This window comes from Streptomyces sp. NPDC048604 (assembly GCF_043199435.1).
Classification (GTDB): Bacteria; Actinomycetota; Actinomycetes; order Streptomycetales; family Streptomycetaceae; genus Streptomyces.
Genome location: NZ_JBICVX010000023.1, coordinates 1 through 22,046 on the forward strand (window position 1 = coordinate 1; position 22,046 = coordinate 22,046).

At 72.4% G+C, this 22,046-nt stretch carries 25 protein-coding genes; 15 read left to right on the forward strand and 10 right to left on the reverse strand.

Annotated elements, in window-relative coordinates; translation table 11 throughout:
- A partial coding sequence (locus tag ACGFMM_RS33080) for a hypothetical protein (protein WP_393650186.1) occupies positions 1-276 on the reverse strand: 276 nt, incomplete at its 3' end.
- A gap of 253 nt (positions 277-529) precedes the next feature.
- Here ACGFMM_RS33080 and ACGFMM_RS33085 point away from each other — a divergent pair.
- The 7 genes from ACGFMM_RS33085 to ACGFMM_RS33115 all read left to right on the forward strand — a co-directional run bounded on the left by ACGFMM_RS33085 (position 530) and on the right by ACGFMM_RS33115 (position 6,625).
- Entirely contained in the window at positions 530-1,372 is an 843-nt protein-coding gene (locus tag ACGFMM_RS33085; RefSeq protein ID WP_393650187.1) for a HipA family kinase, read from the forward strand.
- The gene (locus ACGFMM_RS33090; RefSeq protein ID WP_393650188.1) at positions 1,369-1,752 is read left to right on the forward strand and encodes a DUF3037 domain-containing protein; all 384 of its coding nucleotides are present in this window, start codon (positions 1,369-1,371) and stop codon (positions 1,750-1,752) included. The genes ACGFMM_RS33085 and ACGFMM_RS33090 overlap by 4 nt, the downstream gene beginning before the upstream one ends.
- Before the next feature lie 169 nt (positions 1,753-1,921).
- Positions 1,922-2,680, forward strand: a complete 759-nt coding sequence (gene fabG / locus ACGFMM_RS33095; protein ID WP_393650189.1) for a 3-oxoacyl-ACP reductase FabG — start codon at positions 1,922-1,924, stop codon at positions 2,678-2,680.
- Between the two features lie 46 nt (positions 2,681-2,726).
- Entirely contained in the window at positions 2,727-3,494 is a 768-nt protein-coding gene (locus ACGFMM_RS33100; protein WP_393650190.1) for an SDR family oxidoreductase, read from the forward strand.
- Positions 3,495-3,667: 173 nt separating this feature from the next.
- Complete coding sequence (locus ACGFMM_RS33105) at positions 3,668-5,245, forward strand: ABC transporter substrate-binding protein (RefSeq protein WP_393650191.1); 1,578 nt, start codon at positions 3,668-3,670, stop codon at positions 5,243-5,245.
- A 114-nt stretch (positions 5,246-5,359) separates the two neighbouring features.
- Positions 5,360-6,028: a uracil-DNA glycosylase gene (gene ung / locus ACGFMM_RS33110; RefSeq protein WP_393650275.1), complete on the forward strand. Its 669-nt coding sequence runs from the start codon at positions 5,360-5,362 to the stop codon at positions 6,026-6,028.
- A 156-nt stretch (positions 6,029-6,184) separates the two neighbouring features.
- On the forward strand, positions 6,185-6,625 hold the full coding sequence (locus ACGFMM_RS33115) for a hypothetical protein (protein WP_393650276.1): 441 nt from the start codon (positions 6,185-6,187) through the stop codon (positions 6,623-6,625).
- A gap of 55 nt (positions 6,626-6,680) precedes the next feature.
- On the opposite strand, the gene ACGFMM_RS33120 is transcribed toward ACGFMM_RS33115, so the two are convergent.
- Complete coding sequence (locus tag ACGFMM_RS33120; protein WP_393650192.1) at positions 6,681-7,181, reverse strand: hypothetical protein; 501 nt, start codon at positions 7,179-7,181, stop codon at positions 6,681-6,683.
- 109 nt (positions 7,182-7,290) lie between these two features.
- Positions 7,291-7,800 (reverse strand): DinB family protein, encoded by a 510-nt coding sequence (locus ACGFMM_RS33125; RefSeq protein WP_393650193.1) that lies wholly within the window; start codon positions 7,798-7,800, stop codon positions 7,291-7,293.
- A 125-nt stretch (positions 7,801-7,925) separates the two neighbouring features.
- On the opposite strand from ACGFMM_RS33125, the gene ACGFMM_RS33130 reads away from it, so the two are divergent.
- The gene (locus ACGFMM_RS33130; RefSeq protein WP_393650194.1) at positions 7,926-8,831 is read left to right on the forward strand and encodes a Gfo/Idh/MocA family protein; all 906 of its coding nucleotides are present in this window, start codon (positions 7,926-7,928) and stop codon (positions 8,829-8,831) included.
- Here the strand turns inward: ACGFMM_RS33130 and lnt are convergent.
- The 4 genes from lnt to ACGFMM_RS33150 form a co-directional block, all read right to left on the reverse strand.
- A complete protein-coding gene (gene lnt, locus ACGFMM_RS33135) occupies positions 8,776-10,362 on the reverse strand; it encodes an apolipoprotein N-acyltransferase (protein WP_393650195.1) in 1,587 nt (528 codons plus the stop codon). The genes ACGFMM_RS33130 and lnt overlap by 56 nt on opposite strands.
- A 189-nt stretch (positions 10,363-10,551) precedes the next feature.
- Positions 10,552-10,998 carry a nuclear transport factor 2 family protein gene (locus tag ACGFMM_RS33140; protein WP_393650196.1) on the reverse strand — a complete coding sequence of 149 codons (447 nt, stop codon included), beginning with the start codon at positions 10,996-10,998 and terminating at the stop codon, positions 10,552-10,554.
- A gap of 116 nt (positions 10,999-11,114) precedes the next feature.
- Positions 11,115-11,987, reverse strand: coding sequence for an undecaprenyl-diphosphate phosphatase (locus ACGFMM_RS33145; protein WP_393650197.1), 873 nt, complete (start codon positions 11,985-11,987; stop codon positions 11,115-11,117).
- Between the two features lie 186 nt (positions 11,988-12,173).
- On the reverse strand, positions 12,174-12,632 hold the full coding sequence (locus ACGFMM_RS33150) for a winged helix-turn-helix transcriptional regulator (RefSeq protein WP_393650198.1): 459 nt from the start codon (positions 12,630-12,632) through the stop codon (positions 12,174-12,176).
- Positions 12,633-12,763: 131 nt separating this feature from the next.
- Here ACGFMM_RS33150 and ACGFMM_RS33155 point away from each other — a divergent pair, with 131 nt between their 5' ends.
- Complete coding sequence (locus tag ACGFMM_RS33155) at positions 12,764-13,933, forward strand: thiolase family protein (RefSeq protein WP_393650199.1); 1,170 nt, start codon at positions 12,764-12,766, stop codon at positions 13,931-13,933.
- 21 nt (positions 13,934-13,954) lie between these two features.
- Here the strand turns inward: ACGFMM_RS33155 and ACGFMM_RS33160 are convergent, their stop codons facing one another.
- Positions 13,955-14,725 (reverse strand): TVP38/TMEM64 family protein, encoded by a 771-nt coding sequence (locus ACGFMM_RS33160; RefSeq protein ID WP_393650200.1) that lies wholly within the window; start codon positions 14,723-14,725, stop codon positions 13,955-13,957.
- 285 nt (positions 14,726-15,010) lie between these two features.
- Between ACGFMM_RS33160 and ACGFMM_RS33165 the strand changes: the two genes are divergently transcribed.
- The 5 genes from ACGFMM_RS33165 (at position 15,011) to ACGFMM_RS33185 (ending at position 18,951) form a co-directional block, all read left to right on the forward strand.
- Positions 15,011-15,709, forward strand: coding sequence for a DNA alkylation repair protein (locus tag ACGFMM_RS33165; protein ID WP_393650201.1), 699 nt, complete (start codon positions 15,011-15,013; stop codon positions 15,707-15,709).
- A 52-nt stretch (positions 15,710-15,761) separates the two neighbouring features.
- Positions 15,762-15,884 carry a hypothetical protein gene (locus ACGFMM_RS33170; protein ID WP_393650202.1) on the forward strand — a complete coding sequence of 41 codons (123 nt, stop codon included), beginning with the start codon at positions 15,762-15,764 and terminating at the stop codon, positions 15,882-15,884.
- 115 nt (positions 15,885-15,999) lie between these two features.
- Positions 16,000-17,169, forward strand: coding sequence for an elongation factor Tu (gene tuf / locus ACGFMM_RS33175; protein ID WP_393650203.1), 1,170 nt, complete (start codon positions 16,000-16,002; stop codon positions 17,167-17,169).
- A 74-nt stretch (positions 17,170-17,243) separates the two neighbouring features.
- A complete protein-coding gene (locus ACGFMM_RS33180; RefSeq protein WP_393650204.1) occupies positions 17,244-18,101 on the forward strand; it encodes a patatin-like phospholipase family protein in 858 nt (285 codons plus the stop codon).
- Between the two features lie 4 nt (positions 18,102-18,105).
- Positions 18,106-18,951 (forward strand): spermidine synthase, encoded by an 846-nt coding sequence (locus ACGFMM_RS33185; protein WP_393650205.1) that lies wholly within the window; start codon positions 18,106-18,108, stop codon positions 18,949-18,951.
- A gap of 77 nt (positions 18,952-19,028) precedes the next feature.
- Here ACGFMM_RS33185 and ACGFMM_RS33190 read toward each other — a convergent pair whose 3' ends face one another.
- Together ACGFMM_RS33190 and ACGFMM_RS33195 are read right to left on the reverse strand one after the other, a co-directional pair.
- Positions 19,029-20,327: an MFS transporter gene (locus ACGFMM_RS33190; RefSeq protein ID WP_393650206.1), complete on the reverse strand. Its 1,299-nt coding sequence runs from the start codon at positions 20,325-20,327 to the stop codon at positions 19,029-19,031.
- A gap of 71 nt (positions 20,328-20,398) precedes the next feature.
- Positions 20,399-21,478: a hypothetical protein gene (locus ACGFMM_RS33195; protein ID WP_393650207.1), complete on the reverse strand. Its 1,080-nt coding sequence runs from the start codon at positions 21,476-21,478 to the stop codon at positions 20,399-20,401.
- Positions 21,479-21,575: 97 nt separating this feature from the next.
- On the opposite strand from ACGFMM_RS33195, the gene ACGFMM_RS33200 reads away from it, so the two are divergent.
- Positions 21,576-22,013, forward strand: coding sequence for a DUF4442 domain-containing protein (locus ACGFMM_RS33200; protein ID WP_393650277.1), 438 nt, complete (start codon positions 21,576-21,578; stop codon positions 22,011-22,013).
- Positions 22,014-22,046 lie beyond the last annotated feature (33 nt).

A 22,046-nucleotide genomic window follows, 5' to 3' on the forward strand; every position in this document is an offset into this window, starting at 1 on the left:
GTTGGCCGTACGCCGACCCGTCAGCTCCGCGACCCGCTTCGCCTTCGGAGCCGCCTTGCCCTTCGGGAGCTTCTCCCGTACCGGAAGCGTCGGCGTTCCACCGGTGCGAGGCGCTTCCGGCAGGCCGTTCTCGTCGTCCGAGAACCAGCCGTCGAAGAATCCGCCCGTACCCTCGCCGTCTTCGACCGAAACCGGTGCGGCATAGGCGACTTGTGGCAGCATGGTCCCGGCAATAGCCGAGACCACAAGGCAGGCTATCGCCCGCCCGTGTTTCATTCTCACGCCGTTCCTTTCCTTGGCATACCTGTGCTGACCAGGTGCCATCTGTGCTGAGGGCACGCGGAACCAGGCCGTCACCATGTCGCGGAAACGGCCTCGTGCGCGCAGTGCGCCTGTCAGAGCGTGGGATTTCTAGTCACCCGGCTGACGAGCTGTCAATCGTCTTCGCAATTCGGGCATTTGAAAGGCCGTGGCGAACGCGCAGCGGGTGAGCGTGACCCCGGGGTCGCCGGCTGGATAACCTGGGGAAATGCTTACAGAAGTGACAGCGACCCGCTATGTCACGCCCCTGCGTGAGGGCGGTTCGCTCCCCGGGATCGTCGAGGCCGACGACCTCGGCACGTACGTCATGAAGTTCACCGGCGCCGGGCAGGGGCGGAAGACCCTCGTCGCCGAGGTGATCTGCGGGCAGCTCGCGCGGCGGCTGGGGCTGCGGGTGCCCGAGCTGGTGACGATTCAGCTCGATCCGGTCATCGGGCTCTCCGAGCCCGACCAGGAGGTGCAGGAGCTCCTCAAGGCGAGCGGCGGCCTCAATCTGGGGATGGACTTCCTGCCCGGTTCGCTGGGCTTCGACCCGCTGGCGTACGAGGTGGATCCCGTGGAGGCCGGGAAGGTCGTGTGGTTCGACGCGGTGATCAACAATGTCGACCGGTCGTGGCGCAATCCCAACATGCTCGTCTGGCACGGCCAGGTGTGGCTGATCGACCACGGGGCCACCATGATCTGGCACCACAACTGGCCGGGCGCCCAGGCGTCCGCCGCGAAGCCCTACGACGCCTCCGACCACGCGCTCGCGCCGTTCTCGCCGGACGTCGCGGCCGCGGCGGCCGAGCTGGCCCCACGGGTGACCGAGGAGCTGCTGACCGAGGTGGCCGCCGACGTGCCCGACGCGTGGCTGGTCGACGAGCCCGGGTTCGACGGCCCGGACGCGCTGCGCCGCGCGTACGTCGAGGCGCTGCTGCCGCGCGCCGCGAGCATCCACGAGCGGATCACCCTCGGACCGCGCACCGAGCGCCGGGCCGAGCAGCCGCCCGGCTGGCTCGCCGCCCGCCTCGCCCCCCGGCACGCCCAGGAGAAGGACAGCACCACGTGACCGACCGCGATGTCTTCGAGTACGCGCTGCTGCGCGTGGTGCCCCGCGTCGAGCGCGGCGAGTGCTTCAACGCCGGCGTGGTCGTGTACTGCCGGGCCAGGTCCTTCGTGGCCGCCCGTACGCATCTGAACGAGGCCAAGCTGGCCGTGCTCGACCCGGCCGCCGACGTGGTGGGCGTACGGGCGGCCCTGCATGCCGTGGAGGGGTTGTGCCTGGGCGGCGAGGACGCCGGCCAGGCGGCCGGGGACGACGCCGGGCGGCGGTTCCGGTGGCTGATCGCGCCCCGCTCCACCGTCGTCCAGCCGGGGCCGGTGCACACCGGTCTGACCACCGATCCGGAAGCCGAGGTCGAAAGACTGCTCGAACTGCTGGTTCGGTGATCGTGACGGTCGTCACGACGGCGTGAGCGGGTGCACCCGGTGGGCCGTTGACACCGGGTGCCAGGGCTTCTAGCGTCTCGTCTGCGGAAGGTACTAAGCGGTCGCTCACTCCACGTGCGGGCCGCGGGTTCCGCCATCCAGGGACCATCCAAGGGCGAGGAGAACCAGCATGACCACCGAGCAGCGCGTAGCCGTCGTCACCGGTGCGGCACGGGGCATCGGAGCGGCCACCGCCGTCCGGCTGGCCGCGGAGGGCCGGGCCGTCGCCGTACTCGACCTCGACGAGGCGGCGTGCAAGGACACCGTCGAGAAGATCACCGCCGCGGGCGGCCGGGCCCTCGCGGTCGGCTGCGACGTCTCCGACGGCGCCCAGGTCGAGGCCGCAGTGGCGCGGGTCGCCGCCGAGCTCGGCGCGCCGACGATCCTGGTCAACAACGCCGGCGTGCTGCGCGACAACCTGCTCTTCAAGATGAGCGAGTCCGACTGGGACCTCGTGATGAACGTGCACCTCAAGGGTGCGTTCCTGATGGCCAAGGCCTGCCAGAAGCACATGGTCGACGCCGGTTTCGGCCGGATCGTCTCGCTCTCCTCGTCCTCCGCCCTCGGCAACCGGGGCCAGGCGAACTACTCCGCCGTCAAGGCCGGCCTGCAGGGCTTCACCAAGACCCTGGCCAAGGAGCTCGGCAAGTTCGGCGTCACCGCCAACGCCGTCGCCCCCGGCTTCATCGTCACCGAGATGACCGCCCAGACGGCCGCCCGCGTCGGCATGGGCTTCGAGGAGTTCCAGGCCGCCGCCGCGACCCAGATCCCGGTGGCGCGCGTCGGCCGCCCCGAGGACGTCGCCAACGCCATCGCCTTCTTCACGGGCGACGACGCCGGCTTCATTTCCGGCCAGGTCATGTACGTGGCCGGCGGCCCGCTCAACTGACCCGGCACGGGACTCGAGGACGACGACAGCGAGAAGGGGCACCGACATGACCGCACAGGAACTTCCTCCGCTCTCCGGAAAGGCCGCGCTGGTCACCGGCGCGAGCCGGGGCATCGGCTACGGGGTCGCCGAGGCGCTGGTCGCCCGCGGCGACCGGGTGTGCATCACCGGGCGCGGCGAGGAGGCGCTCAAGGAGGCCGTCGAGCGGCTCGGCTCCGACCGGGTGATCGCGGTGGCCGGAAAGGCACACGACGAGGCCCACCAGGCCGCCGCCGTGGAGGCGGCGATGGCCGCCTTCGGCCGCGTCGACTATCTGGTGAACAACGCGGGCACCAACCCGGTCTTCGGGCCGATCGCCGAGCTCGACCTGAACGTGGCGCGCAAGGTCTTCGAGACGAACGTCGTCTCGGCGCTCGGGTTCGCCCAGCAGACCTGGAAGGCCTGGCAGAAGGAGAACGGCGGCGCGATCGTGAACATCGCGTCGATCGCCGGCGTCTCCGCCTCGCCGTTCATCGGCGCGTACGGCATGAGCAAGGCCGCCATGATCAACCTGACCCTGCAGCTGGCGCACGAGTACGCCCCGCTGGTCCGGGTCAACGCGATCGCGCCGGCCGTGGTCAAGACGAAGTTCGCGCAGGCGCTGTACGAGGGCCGGGAGGCGGAGGCGGCGTCCGCGTATCCTCTCGGCCGGCTCGGCCTCCCGGAGGACATCGGCGGCACCGCCGCTTTTCTCACCTCCTCGCAGGCGGACTGGATTACCGGCCAGACCCTGGTCGTGGACGGCGGTCTGTTCCTCAACGCCGGAGTGGCGTGACCGTGACGCCTCTATGGCGTGACCTTTGTGTGACCGAATTCTGGGCCTCCGACTGACCGGTTTGTTCCCGGTTGTGCGCTGAATGCCTCAAGTGCCCCGCCAGGGCTCCACATTGACCTGGCGGGGCACTGCGGTATGGTCGGCCGACCCATGGCTGAACGAGGAGCGTGCACGTGTTCAACCGGACCAGTCTGCAGATCACTGCAGCCCTTGCGTCCATATCCCTGGTGAGTGGCTGCAGCCTCTTCGCGAGCGACGAGGAAGAGGGCGAAAAGAAGCTCGTCGTGGGCACGACAAGCTCTCCGACCAGCCTGGACCCCGCCGCTGCCTGGGACAACTCGTGGGAGCTGTACCGGAACGTCTTCCAGACCCTGGTCGCCTTTCCGACCGGCAGCACCACCCCGCAGCCGGACGCCGCCGACTGCAAATTCACCGATACCTCGAGTCGTGTCTTCGAGTGCACGCTTCGTGACGGTCTGAAGTTCTCCAATGGGCACGCACTCGACGCCAAGGCCGTAGCGCACTCCATTGAGCGCATCCGGAAGATCGACCAGAAGGGCGGTCCGAATGGATTGCTCGGCTCGCTCGACAAGATCGAAACCGTCGGCAAGAACACCGTGGTGTTCAAGCTGAAGGAGTCGGACGCGACCTTCCCGTTCGTTCTCGCCACTCCCGCCATGTCCCTGGTCGACCCGGCCGAATACCCGATGGACCAGCTCCGCAAGGACGGGAAGCTGACCGGCTCCGGCCCGTACGTCCTCGACTCCTACACCCAGCAGAAGGAGGCGGTCCTCTCCAAGAACCCCTCCTACAAGGGCTTCGCCGACCGCAAGAACGGCGGCGTGACGATCAAGTACTTCGGCGAGTCCGAGCCGATGGTCACGGCCCTGAAGAAGAAGGAGATCGACGCGATCTACCGCGGTCTGACCGCGGAGGAGGTCATCGAGCTCCAGGAGAAGGGCAAGGAGAACGAGCACCTCCAGCTGATCGAGACGACCGGCGCCGACATCCGTTACCTGGTCTTCAACTCCGCCGACCCGGTCGCCCGCAAGACGCCGGTCCGCAAGGCGATCGCCCAGCTGATCGACCGCGACGAGCTGGTCGGCAAGGTCTACCAGGGCACCGCCGAGCCGCTGTACTCGATGGTCCCGAAGGGCATCGCCGGCCACACCACCATGTTCTTCGACCGCTACGGCGACCCGGACGTCGGCAAGGCCCGCAAGCTGCTGCGCCAGGCCGGGATCGACGAGCCGGTCGAGCTGACCTTCTGGTACGCCACCGACCGGTACGGTTCCGGCACCGCCGCCGAGTTCGCCGAGATCAAGCGGCAGCTCGACGAGTCCGGACTGTTCAAGATCACGGTCAAGGGCAAGAAGTGGGAGGACTTCCAGAAGGGCTACCAGAACGGCGAGTACCAGGTCTTCGGCCGTGGCTGGTTCCCCGACTTCCCGGACCCGGACAACTTCGTGGCCCCGTTCGTCGGCAAGGAGAACGTGCTCCGCACCCCGTACGTGAGCCCGCGGATCACCGAGACGCTGCTGCCGCAGTCCCGCAAGCAGAGCGACCGCAGCGCGGTCACCAAGGACTTCGAGAGCGCCCAGGAGATCATGGCGAGCGACGTTCAGCTGCTGCCGCTGTGGCAGGGCAAGCTGTACGTGGCGGCCAGCGAGGACGTCTCCGGCGGCGAGAGCGCCCTGGACCCGCAGACGGTCATGCAGATGTGGGAGCTGGGCAAGAAGACCAGCTGGTAGCACCGGCCGGCGGGGGCGGCGGCAGGCCCGCGGCGGGCGTTGTCAGTGGCCCCCGGTAGGTTCTGATCCAGAAGTGATCGCCTACCGGAGGTTGTTGACGTGACCGACACCGACATGCTGCCCGAGTCCTGGCGCGGCGTCCTCGGCGAGGAACTGCAGAAGCCCTACTTCAAGCAGCTCACCGAGTTCGTCGAGGAGGAGCGGGCCAAGGGGCCGGTCTACCCGCCGCGCGAAGAGGTCTTCGCCGCCCTCGCCGCCACTCCGTACGACAAGGTCAAGGTCCTGGTCCTCGGCCAGGACCCGTACCACGGCGAGGGCCAGGGCCACGGCCTGTGCTTCTCGGTGCGGCCCGGCGTCAAGACGCCTCCCTCGCTGCGCAACATCTACAAGGAGATGCACGCGGAGCTCGGCCACCCGATCCCGGACAACGGCTATCTGATGCCGTGGGCCGAGCAGGGCGTGCTGCTGCTCAACGCGGTGCTCACGGTCCGCGCCGGCGAGGCCAACTCGCACAAGAACCAGGGGTGGGAGAAGTTCACCGACGCGGTGATCACGGCCGTGGCCTCGCGGCCCGACCCGGCGGTCTTCGTGCTCTGGGGCGCGTACGCGCAGAAGAAGCTCCCGCTCATCGACCAGGAGCGGCACGCCGTGGTGAAGGGCGCCCACCCCTCGCCGCTCTCCGCGAAGAAGTTCTTCGGCTCCCAGCCCTTCACCCAGATCGACGAGGCGATCGCGGCCCAGGGCCACGAGGCCGTCGACTGGCGGATCCCGAACCTGGGCTGACCCCGCTCACGACACAGGCGCGGGCCCCCGCCCGCGCCTGACCGGGATCCGGCGCGGTGCGGGCTAGCGTCGGTCCGGCGACGCACCGCGCGGAGCCGCCGGACCGCACCCTAGGAGGCCGGAGTGGGCGACCAGGACCCCTCGGAGGACCCCGTCATGACCCGGATCGGGCAGGCGACGATGCTGCTCCACGGCGGGGACCGGGAAGAGGCCCGCAACCGCTTCGGGGCGCTGTGGGAGGAGCTCGGGGCCGACGGCGACCCCCTGCACCGCTGCACCCTCGCGCACTACATGGCCGACACCCAGGACGACCCGGACACCGAGCTCGCCTGGGACCTTCGGGCGCTCAGCGCGGCGCAGGAGCTGAGCGAGGAGCGGGTGGCCCGGCACGACTCGGCGGTCGCGCTCCGCTCCCTGTACCCCTCGCTCCATCTCAATCTGGCCGCCGACTACGTCAAGCTGCGCCGGCCCGACGCGGCCCGCGCCCACCTCGACCGGGCCCGCGCCGCGTCGGAGGTCCTCTACGACGACGGGTACGGCAACGGCGTACGGGCCGCGATCGGCCGCCTGGAGAGCCGGCTGGGGTCGGGGGAGTGAGCGCGGGGCGGTGAGCGTCGCGGGGCGGTGAGCCGGGGGCGGGCGGGCCCTCGGTTCAGTTGCCTCCGTCGCCGTACGTGTCGCGGCAGATGCGGGACTGGTCGCTGCCGCGGCCCCAGCCGCCGTACTTCTCGCCCATGTCGCAGACCTGGCCCCGGGACCGCGGCGGACGGACCGGCAGCTTCGGCAGCACCGGCGGGAGGACGACGGGCGGTCTGCCGCCGGGCGTCCAGTCCCGCTGGTGCGGCAGTCTGCGCGGCCGGTCCGCCTCGTGCTCCTGCGAGCCGCCCCGGTCCCGCTCGGCGGCCTTCCGCCGCGGCGGCGGGGCGACGGCCCGCTCCGGCGGGTCGACGGACTCCAGGGCCTCCCGCGCCGGCGCCTCGACGACGACCTGGGGTTCCGCCGGTCCGGCAGGCAGCTCGACCCCGGCGGGCGCCGGGACCGGCGGCGCGGCCGGTGGCTCCACGGACACGCAGCCGGTGACCGCCGCGACGGTCACCCCGACCACCCCGGCCATCCCGGCCAGGACCTTCGTAGTGGTTCTCGTTCGATGCACCCGCGCAACCTTGCAGGTCGCGCCGTGCCTTCGCGCCCCTACCGGCCGGGAATGCCCCGCACGAGTGATCTTCGCGACGCGGGTTCCCGGCCGTACGGGCGGGCCGGGATCAGTCCCCGGTGACGCCGTCGACCGCCTCGCGGACCAGGTCCGCGTGGCCGTTGTGCCGCGCGTACTCCTCGATCATGTGCACATAGATCCAGCGCAGGTTGTACTGCCGCCCCGAGCGGTGCTTGCCCACGCCGACGTCGTCGAGCTCGCGGCCGGCCGCCAGCTCACGGGCCCGCGCGATCTCCGCCTGCCAGGTCGCGTGCGCCTCCTCGAAGGTGTCCTCGGGCGCCGGATGGAAGTCCTTGTCCCGGTCCTCCTCGGTGTAGTAGAGCGGGCCGGCGTCCTCGTCGGCGAGGATCCGCCGGAACCAGTGGCGCTCCACCTCCGCCATGTGGCGTACGAGGCCGAACAGCGTCATGCCGGACGGGGGAGCGGAGGCGTTGCGCAGCTGGGCGTCGTCCAGGCCTTCGGCCTTGATCGCCAGGGTGGCGCGATGGAACTCGAGCCAGGACTCGAGGGTCTCGCGCTCGCCGGCCAGGGTCGGGGGATCAGTGCGTTCGACGGTCATGACGGGCATCGTCGCCGGAGGCCGGGCGGCCGCGCCAGTGCATTACCGGTCGCCGTATGCTGCCGACAGGCGGGACCTGCGGGAACGACGGGGGCCGCGGACGACCAGCAACCAGGGAGTGGACCGTGAGGATCGGCTGCATCGGGCTCGGCGACATCGCGCAGAAGGCTTACCTGCCCGTGCTGTCCACCCTCCCCGGCGTCGAACTCCACCTGCAGACCCGCAGCCCCGAGACCCTCCGCAGGGTCGGCGACGCGCACCACGTCCCCGGCACACAACGGCACGGCGACCTCGACGCGTTGCTCTCCGCCGGACTCGACGCCGCCTTCGTCCACGCGCCCACCGACGCCCACCCCGCGATCGTCGCCCGGCTGCTCGAAGCGGGTGTGCCGACCTACGTGGACAAGCCGCTCGCCTACGAACTCGCCGACTCCCGCAGGCTCGTGGAGCTCGCCGAGGAACGCGGCACCGGGCTCGCCGTGGGCTTCAACCGGCGGCTCGCCCCCGGCTACGCCCAATGCCTCGACCACCCGCGCGAACTGATCCTCATGCAGAAGAACCGGATCGGGCTTCCCGAGGACCCGCGCACCTTCGTCCTCGACGACTTCATCCACGTCGTCGACACCCTGCGCTTCCTGCTGCCCGGCCCCGTCGAGCACACCGACGTGCGGGCCCGGATCCACGACGGCCTGCTGCACCACGTGGTGCTCCAGCTGTCCGGCGACGGCTTCACCGCCATCGGCGTGATGAACCGGCGCAGCGGCTCGGCCGAGGAGATCCTGGAGGTGTCGGGACAGGACACCAAGCGCCAGGTCCTCAACCTCGCGGAGGTCGTCGACCACAAGGGCCAGCCCACGGTCCGGCGGCGCGGGGACTGGGTGCCGGTCGCCCGGCAGCGCGGCATCGAGCAGGCCGTCCACCTCTTCCTCGACGACCTGCGTGAGGGACGTACGCCCGATGCCCGCGACGCCCTGCTCACCCACGAGCTCTGCGAGCACGTGGTGCGCGAGTGCCTCGCGCAGAACGCCTGAACGAGCCCGCGCACAGCACCGCGAGCACCGCGAACGCCGCGTACACGGCCCAGTCGCCGTACCGCACGTACGCCGTCGTCGCCTGGGACAGCGGTACGGCGTACACGGCCGTGCCGCGGTCGTCCGTGCCCAGCGGCTCGCCGACGCGGGCGCCGTCGGGCCCGTACACGGCGCTCACGCCGGTCAGCGTCGCGTGCACCACCGGACGGCCGGACTCCGCCGCCCGCAGCGCCGCCAGCGAGGCGTGCTGCTCCGGGGCCCAGCTCGCCTGGAACGTGGACGTCGCGGACTGCGCCACCACCAGCTGCGCGCCGTCCCTGACCAGGCGCCGGGTCATGTCCGGGAACGCCGTCTCGAAGCAGACCAGCGGCCCGATCCGCAGCCCGTCCCGGCCCGGCAGCGTCATCACCACCTGGGCCTCGCCGCGCCGCCGGTCCTCCCCGGCCGCCCGGCCCACCGACGTCGCCCAGCCCAGCACCGAGCGGGCCGGCACGTACTCGCCGAACGGGACCAGGCGCATCTTGTCGTACCGCTCGCCCGTGGGGCCGTCCGGGCCGATCAGCACGCTGCTCTTGTAGATGCCGGGCTCGTCCGAGCGGCGCGCGTCCACGTTGACCAGGATCGGCGCGCCGACCACCCGCGACAGCGCGGCGACCCGGTCCGCGAGGTCGGGGCGCCCGGCCAGGTCCCGGCCCACGCTGCTCTCGCCCCACACCACCAGGTCCACGTCCTGCCCGGCCAGCGTGCGGGTCAGCTTCTCGCCCTCGTCGAACCGGCGGTCCACGCCGCCCGAGCCGTTGTAGACGCCCGGCTGCACGACCGCGACCTTCACGGCACCCGCCGGACGCGGCGGCTCCGCCCACACCCAGACCAGAGTCGTGGTGAGCGCGCACACCAGCAGCCCCACCAGGGCCGGCACGCGTACGGCGGCCGCCGACACCAGCTGGGCCACCGCCGTGTTCACCGCCACCACCAGCAGGGTCACCAGCCAGACCCCGCCGACCGAAGCGAGCCGCAGCGCCGGGGCGAACTCCCACTGGCTCGCGCCGAGCAGCCCCCACGGGCCGCCGAGTCCCTCCCAGGACCGCACCAGCTCGACCATCAGCCAGCCCGAGGGCACCACCACGACAGCGGCGAGCGCGCGCCCCGGCGACTGCGCGCCGCTCAGCATCGCCCGCACCACCCAGCCCCACGGCAGCCACAGCAGTCCCAGCAGCGCGGCCACGAGCAGGATGAAGACGTGCAGGTTCGGCATCAGCCAGTGGTGCACCGCCAGCACGAACCCGATCCCGCCCAGCCAGCCGTCCAGGGCGGCCCGGCCCGCGGAGCCCGCCGAGCGGATCAGCAGCAGCCACGGCACCAGCGCCACGTACGCGAACCACCACAGAGACGGCTCGGGGAAGGCCAGCGCCGGCAGCGCCCCGGCCGCCGCCGCGAGCAGCGCGCGCCACCAGGGCGAGGCGAGCGCGGCGCGGGCCGCCCCGCCGGCTCGATCGCGGGCGTTCGTACGGGCCGCCACCGGGATCTGCATGTACGCGACGCCTCCTCATGCCGACTGCCGTCCGCCGACCGCCGGGGAGCGGTGTCGCCTCCAGTGTGCGCGCCGGGCGCGGAGGGGGACAGAGGGCGCGGCCGGGGGGCGCGCGGCGGGGCGCGCGTTCAGCCGGACGGCATCAGGCGGTGGCCGGACTCGGTCGACCGCATCACGGGGCGACCGGCTTCAGCCCGACGGCAGCCTGCGCCACTTCTCGTGCACCACCACCGAGCGCAGCCGCCAGCCCGCGTCCGTGCGGGCCAGACCGAAGGAGTACCGGCCGCCGCAGACGAAGTCCTCGCCGGACTCGAGCCGCATCGGGTTGAGGTAGTCGGCCCGTACCTCGGCGGTGTCGCCGGGGTAGCCGCCGAGGTCCTGGAGGCGGATCAGCCGGTTCACGACGAAGTGCTGGCGTACCGGGAACAGCCGCATCGTCTCGGCGAGCCAGTCGGCGACCTCGGCGGCCGGGCCCTCGATCCCGCCCGAGCCCCGGTAGTCGGCGCGGCCGTCCGGGGTGAAGAGCGCCCGGTACGCCGCCCAGTCGGCGTCGTCCACGGCTGCGGCGTACCCGGTGACGAGGTCGTCGACGGCCAGCCGGTCCATCAGGGTCGCGAGCTCCACGCGCAGCGTCATCGCCTCAGTGTGGGGCGACGGGGCGGCCGGGGCCAAGTACCGTGCACCACGACATGCGCGAGGGGTCCCCGCCGCCGGCGGGGACCCCTCGGTGCCGTGACCGGGCGCGCGGTGCGTCAGCCCGCGGACTCGCCGGCGTGGGGGGACAGGACGTCCGTGCCGACCAGCACGAACAGGACGATGCCGAGGATGATCCGGTAGATCACGAAGGGCATGAAGCTCTTGGTCGTGATGAACTTCATGAACCAGGCGATGACCGCGTAGCCCACGGCGAAGGCGATGATCGTCGCGAAGACCGTCGGCCCCCAGGACACGTGCCCCTCGCCCGCGTCCTTCAGCTCGAAGACGCCGGACGCCAGCACCGCGGGGATCGCGAGCAGGAACGAGTAACGGGCCGCCGCCTCGCGGGTGTAGCCCATCAGCAGACCGCCGGAGATCGTCGCGCCGGAACGGGAGACGCCGGGGATCAGGGCCATGGCCTGGCAGATGCCGAAGATCAGGCCGTCCTTCACGTTCAGCTGCTGGAGCGTCTTACGCTCCCGGATGGCGCGGTGCCGCCCGCCGGCCTCGTCGCGCGCGGCCAGCCGGTCGGCGATACCGAGCACGATGCCCATCACGATCAGCGTGGTGGCGATCAGCCGGAGGTCGCGGAACGGGCCTTCGATCTGGTCCTTGAACGTGACGCCGAGGACGCCGATCGGGATCGAGCCGACGATGACCAGCCAGCCCATCTGGGCGTCGTGGTCGGAGCGCATGGCCTTGTCGGTGAGCGAGCGGAACCAGGCGGAGATGATCCGCATGATGTCCTTGCGGAAGTAGATCAGCACGGCCGTCTCGGTGCCGATCTGCGTGATCGCGGTGAACGCCGCGCCCGGGTCCTCCCAGCCCGCGAACGCCGCGGTCAGGCGCAGGTGCGCGCTGGAGGAGATGGGGAGGAACTCGGTCAGTCCCTGGACGAGCCCGAGGATGAATGATTCGAACCAACTCATGGGGCTAGGGCCGTCCCGAGTGTGCGCGTGCGGTCATGGGCGAGGCGGTCGATGATCGACCGCCGGTCGCCCCGCAGCGTACCGCCCTCGGGTGAATGCCTTGATGCCCGCCCTGGGCGAACGACCGGGCCCTCAGTCGTCACCGGCCCTCAGTCCGTCACCGGCCCTCAGTCCGTCACCAGGCCCTCAGTCCGTGACCGGGCCCGCCGTCGTCCAACCCGGCGCGTTCACACGGGCGGTCAGGCTCGGCCGGTCCGCGTCCCCGCCGCAGGCGGTGCAGACGACCTTCGGCCGCAGATCGGCGCCGCAGCTGTGGTGCAGCACCACGGGCGGCACTTCGTTGAGGTGCCGGTCGCCCCAGGCCTGCAACGCGATGAGCACCGGCTGGAGTTCCTCGCCGGCGGCGGTGGCGCGGTACTCGTAGCGCTGCGGTCGCTCGCTGTACGGGACCTTCTCGAGGACCCCGGCCTCCACGAGCCGGCGCAGCCGCGCGGTCAGGATGTCGCGCGGGGCGCCGGTGTTGCGGGCGATGCGGTCGAACCGGTGCACGCCGAGCAGTACTTCGCGCAGCACGAGCAGCGAGTACTTCTCGCCGACCAGGGCCAGGGTGTCGGCGATCGAGCAGGGGCGGGGCGCGGCCTTCATGGGGTCAAGCCTAAGGCAGCTCCCGGAGAGGGTTGGAAAACTGGACTCACCGCGCTACGTTCTCCCTGAGGGTCGATCCAGTTTTCCAACTCATCGAGACCAGACTCAGACCAGACTCAGGAGCCACGAACATGCGTGACGCCGTCATCGTCGAAGCCGTCCGGACTCCGGTCGGACGCGGCAAGGCCAACGGAACCCTGGCCGACGTCCACCCCGTCGCCCTGCTCTCCCACACCCTGCGCGCCCTGATCGAGCGCAGCGGCATCGACCCCGCCCTCGTCGACGACGTGATCGGCGGCACCGTCGACCAGGTCGGCGAGCAGGCCATGAACACCACCCGCTACGCCTGGCTCGGCGCCGGATTCCCCGAGTCGGTGCCCGCCACCACCGTCGACCGGCAGTGCGGCTCCTCGCAGCAGGCCGTCCACTTCGCCGCGCAGGGCGTGCTCTCCGGCGCGTACGACGTCGTCGTGGCCTGCGGCGTCGAGTCCATGAGCCGCGTCCCGATGTGGTCCAACGTGCCGCCCGGCGCGGACCCCTTCGGCCCCGGCGTCGCCGCCCGCTACCCCGAGGGCCTCGTCCCGCAGGGCATCAGCGCCGAGCTGATCGCCGCGAAGTGGTCGATCGGGCGCGAGGGGATGGACGAGTTCGCCGCCGCCTCGCACGCCAAGGCGGCGCGGAGCTGGGCCGCCGGGCTCTTCGACGCCGAGGTCGCGCCGTACGGGGACGTCCGCCGCGACGAGTCGGTGCGGCCCGCCACCACGACCGAGATCCTCGCCGGGCTGCGCCCCGCGTTCGAGGACCCGGTCTTCGCCGAGCGGTTCCCGCAGATCGAGTGGTCGGTGACGGCCGGCAACAGCAGCCCCGTCAACGACGGCGCCTCGGCCGTCCTGATCATGGCCGCCGAGACCGCGGAACGGCTGGGGCTGCGCCCGCTCGCCCGGCTGCACGGCTTCGCCGTCACCGGCTCCGACCCGCTGCTCATGCTGACCGGCGTCATCCCCGCGACCGAGAAGGTGCTGAAGCGGTCCGGGCTCGGGCTCGCCGACATCGACCTCTTCGAGATCAACGAGGCCTTCGCCAGCGTCGTCCTCGCCTGGCAGCAGGAGACCGGAGCAGACCCCGCGAAGGTCAACGTGCACGGCGGCGCGATCGCCCTCGGCCACCCGCTCGGCGCGAGCGGAACCCGGCTCACGACGACCCTGGTGCACGCGCTGCGGGCCCGCGGGGCCCGGTACGGGCTGCAGGCCATGTGCGAGGCGGGCGGCCTGGCGAACGCGATGATCGTCGAGGCGCTCTGATTCACCCCTGCCGGACGCCCGTCAGACGGCGGAGGCCGGCTCCTTCGCGCGGACGTCGCCGGCCGGCGCCTCCAGGACGGCGTCCGCGCCCGCGGGGCGCAGCCGGTGCCGCTTGCGCCAGGCGACAAGCGCCCCCGCCAGCCCTGTCACCACGATGAACCCCGTCGAGATCAGGAACGCGGGCGACGACGGCGACGCGGCCTCGCTGCCGGCGATCACGTACGCGGCCGTGTTCGGCAGCGAGCCGAGCGCCGTTCCCAGCAGGAACGGCGCGTACCCCATGGTCGAGACCGCCGCGCAGTAGTTGGCGGCGGCGAACGGCACCCCGGGGAAGAGCCGGATCGCCAGCGTCGAGCGGAAGCCGTGCCGGCTCAGCTGCCCGTCCGCCGCCTTCAGCCAGCGCCCGCGCAGCAGCGGCCGCAGCGCGTCCTGCCCCAGCACCCGGCCGAGCGCGAAGGCGATGCCCGCGCCCAGGACCGTGCCCGCCACGGCCGCGACGATCCCGGCCTGCGAGCCGAACAGGGCGCCCGCCGCCAGGTTCAGGATCGGCCGCGGCACGAAGGCGGCCGTGCACAGCCCGTACGCCACCCCGAACAGCACCACCGCGCCCGCGCCGGACAGCTGCGCGGGCCAGCCCTCGGACAGCAGCTTGTGCGGCTGGAAGAGCAGGACCAGGGTCACCGCACCGGCCAGCAGCGCGACCAGCACGGAAAGCCGCACCCAAGGCGAGCACAGCGCCCGGGTGCAGCGGTGGAGGAAGGAGCCCGGCGGCCGGGTGACGGGGTCGAGCACGCGGGGAGACTAACCGAAGGAGGCATGTGATCGCCGTCAGTTCCGTCACGGGGCGGGACCCCGGCGGCTCCGTCAGACGGAACCCCGGCGGCTCCGTCACGGGGCCGGACCACGGCGGCTCCGCCAGAGGGAACTCCGCCGGCTCCGTCATGGGGCGGGACGCGGCGGCGCCCTCACGGGGCCGGGACCCGGGCTCCGTCACCTGACCCCGGCGCCGCGGACGGCGGCCACCGGGTCATGCCCGGGGCTGGGCCCCACCCGCCACGGCCTGCGTAGGGTGAGCGCATGACGCCCGCCGTGCCCGACAGCGCCCTCGCCGACACCGTGCTGGCCCGCCTCACCGCGCGGTACCCCGAGGCCGGCGACCCCTTCCGGGCGCGGGAGATGGTCGCGTACATGAAGGGCGTCGCCCCCTTCCTCGGCATCCGCACCCCCGAGCGGCGCGCCGTGTCCCGTACCGTCCTGGAGGGCCTGCCGCGGCCGCACGAGGCCGACTGCACGGCCGTGGCGCTGCGCTGCTTCGCCCTGCCGGAGCGCGAGTACCACTACTTCGCCGTCGACTACCTGCGCCGGTACGTCTCCCGCTGCTCCTCCGGCTTCCTGCCCGTCGCCCGCGCACTGGTCACCACGGAGTCCTGGTGGGACACCGTCGACCACCTCGCCGCCCACGTCGTCGGCCCGCTCGTCGCCGCCGACCCGGCGCTCGCGGAGCGGATGGACGCGTGGATCGAGGACGACGACCTGTGGGTCGCCCGCACCGCGCTGCTCCACCAGCTCCGCTTCAAGGACGCCACCGACGCCGAGCGCCTGTTCGCGTACTGCCTGCGCCGGGCCGCACACCCCGACTTCTTCATCCGCAAGGCCATCGGCTGGGCCCTGCGCGAGTACGCCAAGACGGCGCCCGCCGAGGTCCGCTCCTTCGTCGCCGACCACGAGACCGACCTCGCGCCCCTGTCGGTGCGCGAAGCGCTCAAGAACCTCTGACCGCACCGTAATTCGTTCGACGCGCGCCGCCCGGTGCGCGAGGATCGTCGACATGTTCCGGCACGCCTTCCTCGCAGCGACGTCCGCAGTAGCGGACGCGCCGAAGGCTGCCGTCCTCGCCGCAGGCGCGGTCGTGGCCGTCGCCGCAGCGCCCTTCGACGGCGCACGAAGCTGACTCTCCCCGGAACGTCCGGCGGACCCCGCAGGGGGAGGGTCGGTACGGCTCCCAGGGGTCCCCCTCCGCGAAGGAGAGATTCAGCATCGAGTTCCGGGAAGGAACCGAACCCGTCATGTCCAAGACCGCGTACGTGCGCACCAAGCCGCACCTCAACATCGGCACCATGGGTCACGTCGACCACGGCAAGACCACTCTGACCGCCGCCATCACCAAGGTCCTCAGCGAGCGCGGGACCGGCGTGTTCGTGCCGTTCGACCGGATCGACCGGGCGCCCGAGGAGGCGCAGCGCGGCATCACCATCAACATCGCCCACGTCGAGTACGAGACCGACACCCGTCACTACGCGCACGTCGACATGCCCGGGCACGCGGACTACGTCAAGAACATGGTCACCGGGGCGGCGCAGCTCGACGGGGCGATCCTCGTCGTCTCCGCGCTCGACGGGATCATGCCGCAGACCTCCGAGCACGTGCTCCTCGCCCGGCAGGTCGGCGTCGACCACATCGTCGTGGCGCTCAACAAGGCCGACGCGGGCGACGACGAGCTGACCGACCTGGTCGAGCTTGAGGTCCGCGAGCTGCTGAGCGCGCACGGCTACGGCGGCGACACGGTGCCCGTCGTACGGGTCTCCGGGCTCCGGGCCCTGGAGGGCGACCCGCGGTGGACCGCCGCCGTCGAGGCCCTGCTCGACGCGGTGGACACGTACGTGCCGATGCCGGTGCGCTACGTGGACGCGCCGTTCCTGATGCCGGTGGAGAACGTGCTCACCATCACCGGGCGCGGCACCGTCGTGACCGGAGCGGTCGAGCGCGGCACGGTACGGGTCGGCGACCGCGTCCAGGTCCTGGGCGCCGAGACCGAGACCGTCGTCACCGGCGTGGAGACCTTCGGCAAGCCGATGGAGTCCGCGCAGGCCGGCGACAACGTGGCCCTGCTGCTGCGCGGCGTGCCACGCGACGCGGTGCGCCGCGGCCATGTGGTCGCCGCGCCCGGCAGCGTCGAGCCGCGCAGCCGCTTCACCGCGCAGGTGTACGTGCTCTCCGGCCGCGAGGGCGGCCGCAGCAAGCCGCTGTCGACCGGCTACCGGCCGCAGTTCTACATCCGCACCGCGGACGTCGTCGGCGACGTCGACCTCGGGCCCGTGGGCCTCGCCCGGCCCGGCGAGACGGTCACCATGACCGTCGAGCTCGGCCGCGCCGTGCCCCTGGAGCCCGGACTCGGCTTCGCCATCCGCGAGGGCGGCCGCACGGTCGGCGCCGGCACGGTGACCGAGGTCTGCTGAGCCCGCAACGGCGGAGGCCTGCGTTCCGTACCCCACGGGACGCGGGCCTCCCGCGGGTGCGTCAGACTCGGATCATGACGCAGACACGACGGACGGCACTGGTTCTGGGCGCGGGTGGACTCGTCGGCGGAGCCTGGGAGTTGGGCGTGCTCCACGGTCTCGCGGAGGCCGGCGCGGACCTGTCCGCCGCGGACCTGATCCTCGGCAGCTCCGCCGGCGCGGTCGTCGCGGCGCGGCTCGCCGCCGGGACGACCACGCTCGCCGAGCTGTACGCGGGCGAGGTCGACGGCAGCGCACCCGCCGAGCCCGCCGCCCGGCTCGGCACCGGGAACATCCTGCGGTACGCGCTCGCCCTGCTCACGTCCCGCACCCCCGAGGCGTACGGACGCAAGCTCGGCCGCCTCGCGCTCCGGGCCGCAACTGTCGACGAGGCGGAGCGGCGGGCCGTGATCGCCCGCCGGCTCGGCCCCGTCGCCGACTGGCCCGAGCGCCGGCTCCTGATCACCGCGGTCGACGCGCTGACCGGGGAGCTGACCGCCCTGGACAAGGACGCCGGCGCACCCCTCGTGGACGCCGTCACCGCGAGCTGCGCCATCCCCGGCCTCTGGCCGCCCGCCACCGTGAACGGCCGCCGCCTGATCGACGGCGGGCTGCACTCGACCGCCAACGCCCATCTCGCCGCCGGGTACGAGCGCGTCGTGATCGTCGCGCCCAGCACCGTGGGCAGCAGGGTGATCCACTCTCCGGCCCGGCAGGGCGCGGACCTCGCCGCCGCCGGCCGGCGCGTCGAGGTCATCACCCCCGACAAGGCGTCCAAGGCGGCCTTCGGGCGCAACCCGCTCGACCCGTCGCGTCGCGCACCCGCCGCCCGCGCCGGCCGGGCCCAGGCCGCCGCCCACGCGCCGGCGGTCACCGCGCTCTGGGCAGAATAGGCATGTGAACGAGCAGATTCCCGTGATCCGGGACGTCGACGGCGGCACCGCCCGCCTGCTTCCGGACGTGGACCGGGAGCGGGCCTGGCTGCTCACCGTGGACGACGCCCCCCAGTCGTACGTCGACCTGGACGAGCCGACGCACCTCGAGTTCGAGTACGCGCGCCGGCTCGCCCACGTCGTCGACCGGGCCGCCGAGGAGGGCGCCCCGCTCGACGTCCTGCACCTGGGCGGCGGGGCGCTGACCCTGCCCCGGTACGTGGCGGCCACCCGTCCCGGCTCCCGGCAGGACGTCGTGGAGGCCGACCGCGGACTGCTCGCCCTGGTCGCCGAGCACCTGCCGCTGCCCGAGGGCTCGGGCGTCACCGTGCACGGGGCGGACGCCCGCGCCTGGCTGGAGGCCGCGCCCGCCGCGTCCTTCGACCTGATCGTCGGCGATGTCTTCGGCGGCTCGCGGGTGCCCGCGCATCTGACGTCGAGCGCGTACGCACGGGCCGTGCGGCGGGCGCTGCGGCCCGGCGGCGGGTACCTCGCCAATCTGGCGGACGGGGCGCCGTTCGCCTTCCTCCGCTCCCAACTGGCCACCTTCGCCGAAGTGTTCCCCGAGCTGGCGCTGGTCGCCGAGCCGGCGGTACTGCGCGGGCGGCGCTTCGGCAACGCGGTGCTCGTCGCCTCCGACGCCCCGCTCGACACCGCCTACCTGGCCCGGCGTGCGGCCGCCGACCCCTTCCCGGCGCGGGTCGAGGAGGGCGCGTCCCTGAGGCGTTTCATCGGCGACGCCCGCCCGGTCGGGGACGAGGACGCGGTCCCCTCGCCGGTGCCGCCGGGCGGCACGTTCACGGTCGGCTGACGCCCGCCCTCGCTGCGCACGGCCTTCAGACGGCTTGGGCGCGAACGGCCTTCAGACGGCTTGGGCGCGAACGGCCCTCAGACGGCCTCGGCGCGTTCCGTCGCCGGGGCGGGCTCCCCGCCGCCCGCCACCGGCTTCGTCTCCGTGCGCCGCGTCAGGTTCCGCACGTCCGGCACCAGCAGGACCAGCGCCGTGACGACCACGATCAGCGTCGCCGAGCCCCACAGCGCGTTGGTGCGGCCGAGGACGCTCTCCGCGGGGCCCGCCAGGGCCGTGGAGACGGGGAGCATGGCCGTCGAGCCGAACCAGTCGTAGGCGGAGACCCGGGAGAGCTTCTCCTCCGGGATCTCCTGGTGCAGCGTGGTCATCCAGGCCACGCCGAACATCTCGATGCAGACACCGCTGACGAACATCGCCGCGGCCAGCCCGACCGTGTCCAGCGGCACCGCGAGCGCCGCCGACGGCAGCGCGAGCGGGAACACGCCGAGCGTGCCGACCAGCAGCATCCGCCGCGGCTTCCACCGCATCATCAGCAGCGCACCGCCCAGCGTGCCGACGCCGAACGCGGCCAGCGCCAGGCCCCAGGGGCGGGCGCCGCCCAGTTCGTCGCGGGCGACCAGAGGCCCGTACACGGACTCGACGGCGCCGACCAGCGCCACGACGATCGAGAACTGCGCCACGATCGACCACAGCCACGGCCGGCCGATGAACTCGTGCCAGCCGTCGCGCAGATCGGCGAGGAGTCCGCCCCCGGGTGCGCGCTCGGCGACGTGGCTCACGTCGAGGAAGGCCCGCAGGCTGCCCGCGACGGCGAAGGCGACCGCGTCGACGGCGAGCACCCAGCCGGGACCGACCGCCGCGACGAGGACGCCGCCGAGCGCGGCGCCGCCGAGGGCCGCGCCGCTCATCGTCATCCGGAACAGGGCGAAGGCCCGGGCGGCCTGTTCGCCGGTCACGCTGGACATCAGCATGCCCTCGGCGGCGGGGTTGAAGAACGCCTGGCCCGTGCCGCAGAGCGCGGTCAGGAGCATCATCTGCCAGATCTGCGGCTCGCCGGCGAGGACGAGCACGGCGAAGACCGCCTGCGAGACGCAGTTGAGCGCGTTGGCCGCGACCATCACGCGGTGCCGGGGCACCCGGTCGGCGACCGCGCCGCCTATGAGCAGGAAGAGGACCAGCGGAACGATCCGGGCCGCCGCCACCAGACCCACGTCCCCCGCGTCGCCGCCGGCGTCGAACACCGCCCAGGTGGTGGCGATCAGGGCGCCGTGCGCGCCCAGGTTGGTGACGATGGCCGCGGCGGTCAGCAGGGTGTAGTTGCGCCCGGCCCACGCGGGCGTGAACCGGCGGGAGGGCGCGGCGGGGGGAGTACTCACCTCAGGACTATCCCCGCCGACGCACCTGTCTGCCAAACCGTTAAACGGCCAACATTTTCACCGGCAAGTCGTCAGGAGCCCGTCGGGCCGCCGGGCGCCAGCCGGACCGTGCTCAGGATCTGCCGCATCGTCGCGTCCGGGACCTCGTCCTTGACGCCCGCGTTCGAGTACAGAACCCAGGTGGCGAAGTCGCCCTTCGAGTTCTTGAAGCTGAACGCGATCGACTTGCCGTCGGTGTCGCACTTGTTCTTCTTGGTCAGGCCGGTGGACTTGGCCGTGGCGACATGGCCGCTCAGTCCGGACTTCGCGGTGTACGCCTCGGCCGGGCTGACCTTGATCTTGTCCTTGCCCTTGTCCCCGGGCTCGTCCTGCGCGAACGGACCGAAGACCCACGCGCCCGCCTCGTTGCGCGCGTTGTCCGAGGTGTTGGTGGCGCCCTGGCCGCCGCGGGTGCCGGTGGCGGCCAGGTTGCTGTCCTCCTTCGACCCGTCCTTGTCGGTGTCCTCGCTGCACCACTTGGACTTGTACTCGGCCGGCGCCGACATGACGATGTACGCCGAGCCGTCGTCCTTCTTGTGGTCCTCGATGATCATCATGACGCCGCTGCCGGCCACCTCCCACGTGGGGGGGACGTCGAAGATCGTCCCGTGCCGCGGGTTGAGCACCGGCTTCCAGCCCGGGATGGACGGCTTGGCATCGGTGCCGCCGCGTGGGTTGTCGATCGGCGGCGACGCGCTGCCGGAAGGCGTGGAGGCGCTGACGGACGGCTTCGGGTCGCCGCCGGCCTTCGGGTCCTCGGCGTCCTTGTTCAGTACCAGGAAGCCGGTGACACCGGCGGCCACCACGACCGCGAGCGCCGCCACGATCGCGACCAGCGTCGTGTTGTTCTTCTGCCCGCCCGGGCCGGACGGCTGCGGCGGGCCCGGCACCGCGTACTGCGGCACGGTCGGCTGCTGGTACGGGTTCGGCTGCCCGTACCCCTGCTGCGGCGGCTGTCCCTGCGGGGGATAGCCCGGCTGCTGGTACGCCGGCTGTGGTGCCGTCGGCTGCTGGTACGGGTTCGGCTGCCCGTATCCCGGCTGCTGGTACGGGTTCTGACTCTGGTCCTGCGGGTTCTGCTCGCCCCCGGGCGGCTGCTGTCCTGGCCACATGGCCAGTAACCATAGAGGTCATCAGGGAGCGCCGGAGTACGGGGATGGCCAAGGCGTACTACTCGTGGGTAACATCGCGGTCATGAGCGCAGACCAGATGTCCGTCGGCGAGCTGCTCGCCGCCACGGTGCCGATGGCCAGGACCCTGAAGCTGGAGTTCCTGGAGACCACTCCCGAGCGTGCCGTGGTGCGCCTGCCCGACCAGGCCGACTACCACAACCACGTCGGCGGCCCGCACGCCGGCGCGATGTTCACCCTGGCCGAGTCCGCCAGTGGCGCCATCGTCCTCGCCGCCTTCGGCGACCAGCTGAGCCGCGCCGTGCCGCTCGCGGTCAGCGCCGAGATCGGCTACAAGAAGCTCGCCATGGGCGTCGTCACCGCGACCGCCACCCTCGGCCGCCCGGCCGCCGAGGTCGTCGCCGAACTGGACGCCGGGCAGCGCCCCGAGTTCCCGGTCCGGATCGACATCACGCGCGAGGACGGCGCGGTCACCGGTGAGATGACCGTCGTCTGGACCCTGCGCCCCAACAGCTGACCGGCCCCCACGAGCCGGCCGGAAGCCCGGACC

Coding starts and splice junctions, on each gene's coding strand:
- ACGFMM_RS33085 (WP_393650187.1), top strand. CDS start 530: ATGCTTACAGAAGTGACAGCGACCCGCTATGTCACGCCCCTGCGTGAG.
- fabG (WP_393650189.1), top strand. CDS start 1,922: ATGACCACCGAGCAGCGCGTAGCCGTCGTCACCGGTGCGGCACGGGGC.
- ACGFMM_RS33100 (WP_393650190.1), top strand. CDS start 2,727: ATGACCGCACAGGAACTTCCTCCGCTCTCCGGAAAGGCCGCGCTGGTC.
- ung (WP_393650275.1), top strand. CDS start 5,360: ATGCTGCCCGAGTCCTGGCGCGGCGTCCTCGGCGAGGAACTGCAGAAG.
- ACGFMM_RS33115 (WP_393650276.1), top strand. CDS start 6,185: ATGACCCGGATCGGGCAGGCGACGATGCTGCTCCACGGCGGGGACCGG.
- ACGFMM_RS33125 (WP_393650193.1), bottom strand. CDS start 7,800: ATGACCGTCGAACGCACTGATCCCCCGACCCTGGCCGGCGAGCGCGAG.
- lnt (WP_393650195.1), bottom strand. CDS start 10,362: ATGCAGATCCCGGTGGCGGCCCGTACGAACGCCCGCGATCGAGCCGGC.
- ACGFMM_RS33140 (WP_393650196.1), bottom strand. CDS start 10,998: ATGACGCTGCGCGTGGAGCTCGCGACCCTGATGGACCGGCTGGCCGTC.
- ACGFMM_RS33145 (WP_393650197.1), bottom strand. CDS start 11,987: ATGAGTTGGTTCGAATCATTCATCCTCGGGCTCGTCCAGGGACTGACC.
- ACGFMM_RS33150 (WP_393650198.1), bottom strand. CDS start 12,632: ATGAAGGCCGCGCCCCGCCCCTGCTCGATCGCCGACACCCTGGCCCTG.
- ACGFMM_RS33155 (WP_393650199.1), top strand. CDS start 12,764: ATGCGTGACGCCGTCATCGTCGAAGCCGTCCGGACTCCGGTCGGACGC.
- ACGFMM_RS33165 (WP_393650201.1), top strand. CDS start 15,011: ATGACGCCCGCCGTGCCCGACAGCGCCCTCGCCGACACCGTGCTGGCC.
- ACGFMM_RS33170 (WP_393650202.1), top strand. CDS start 15,762: ATGTTCCGGCACGCCTTCCTCGCAGCGACGTCCGCAGTAGCGGACGCG.
- tuf (WP_393650203.1), top strand. CDS start 16,000: ATGTCCAAGACCGCGTACGTGCGCACCAAGCCGCACCTCAACATCGGC.
- ACGFMM_RS33180 (WP_393650204.1), top strand. CDS start 17,244: ATGACGCAGACACGACGGACGGCACTGGTTCTGGGCGCGGGTGGACTC.
- ACGFMM_RS33195 (WP_393650207.1), bottom strand. CDS start 21,478: ATGTGGCCAGGACAGCAGCCGCCCGGGGGCGAGCAGAACCCGCAGGAC.
- ACGFMM_RS33200 (WP_393650277.1), top strand. CDS start 21,576: ATGTCCGTCGGCGAGCTGCTCGCCGCCACGGTGCCGATGGCCAGGACC.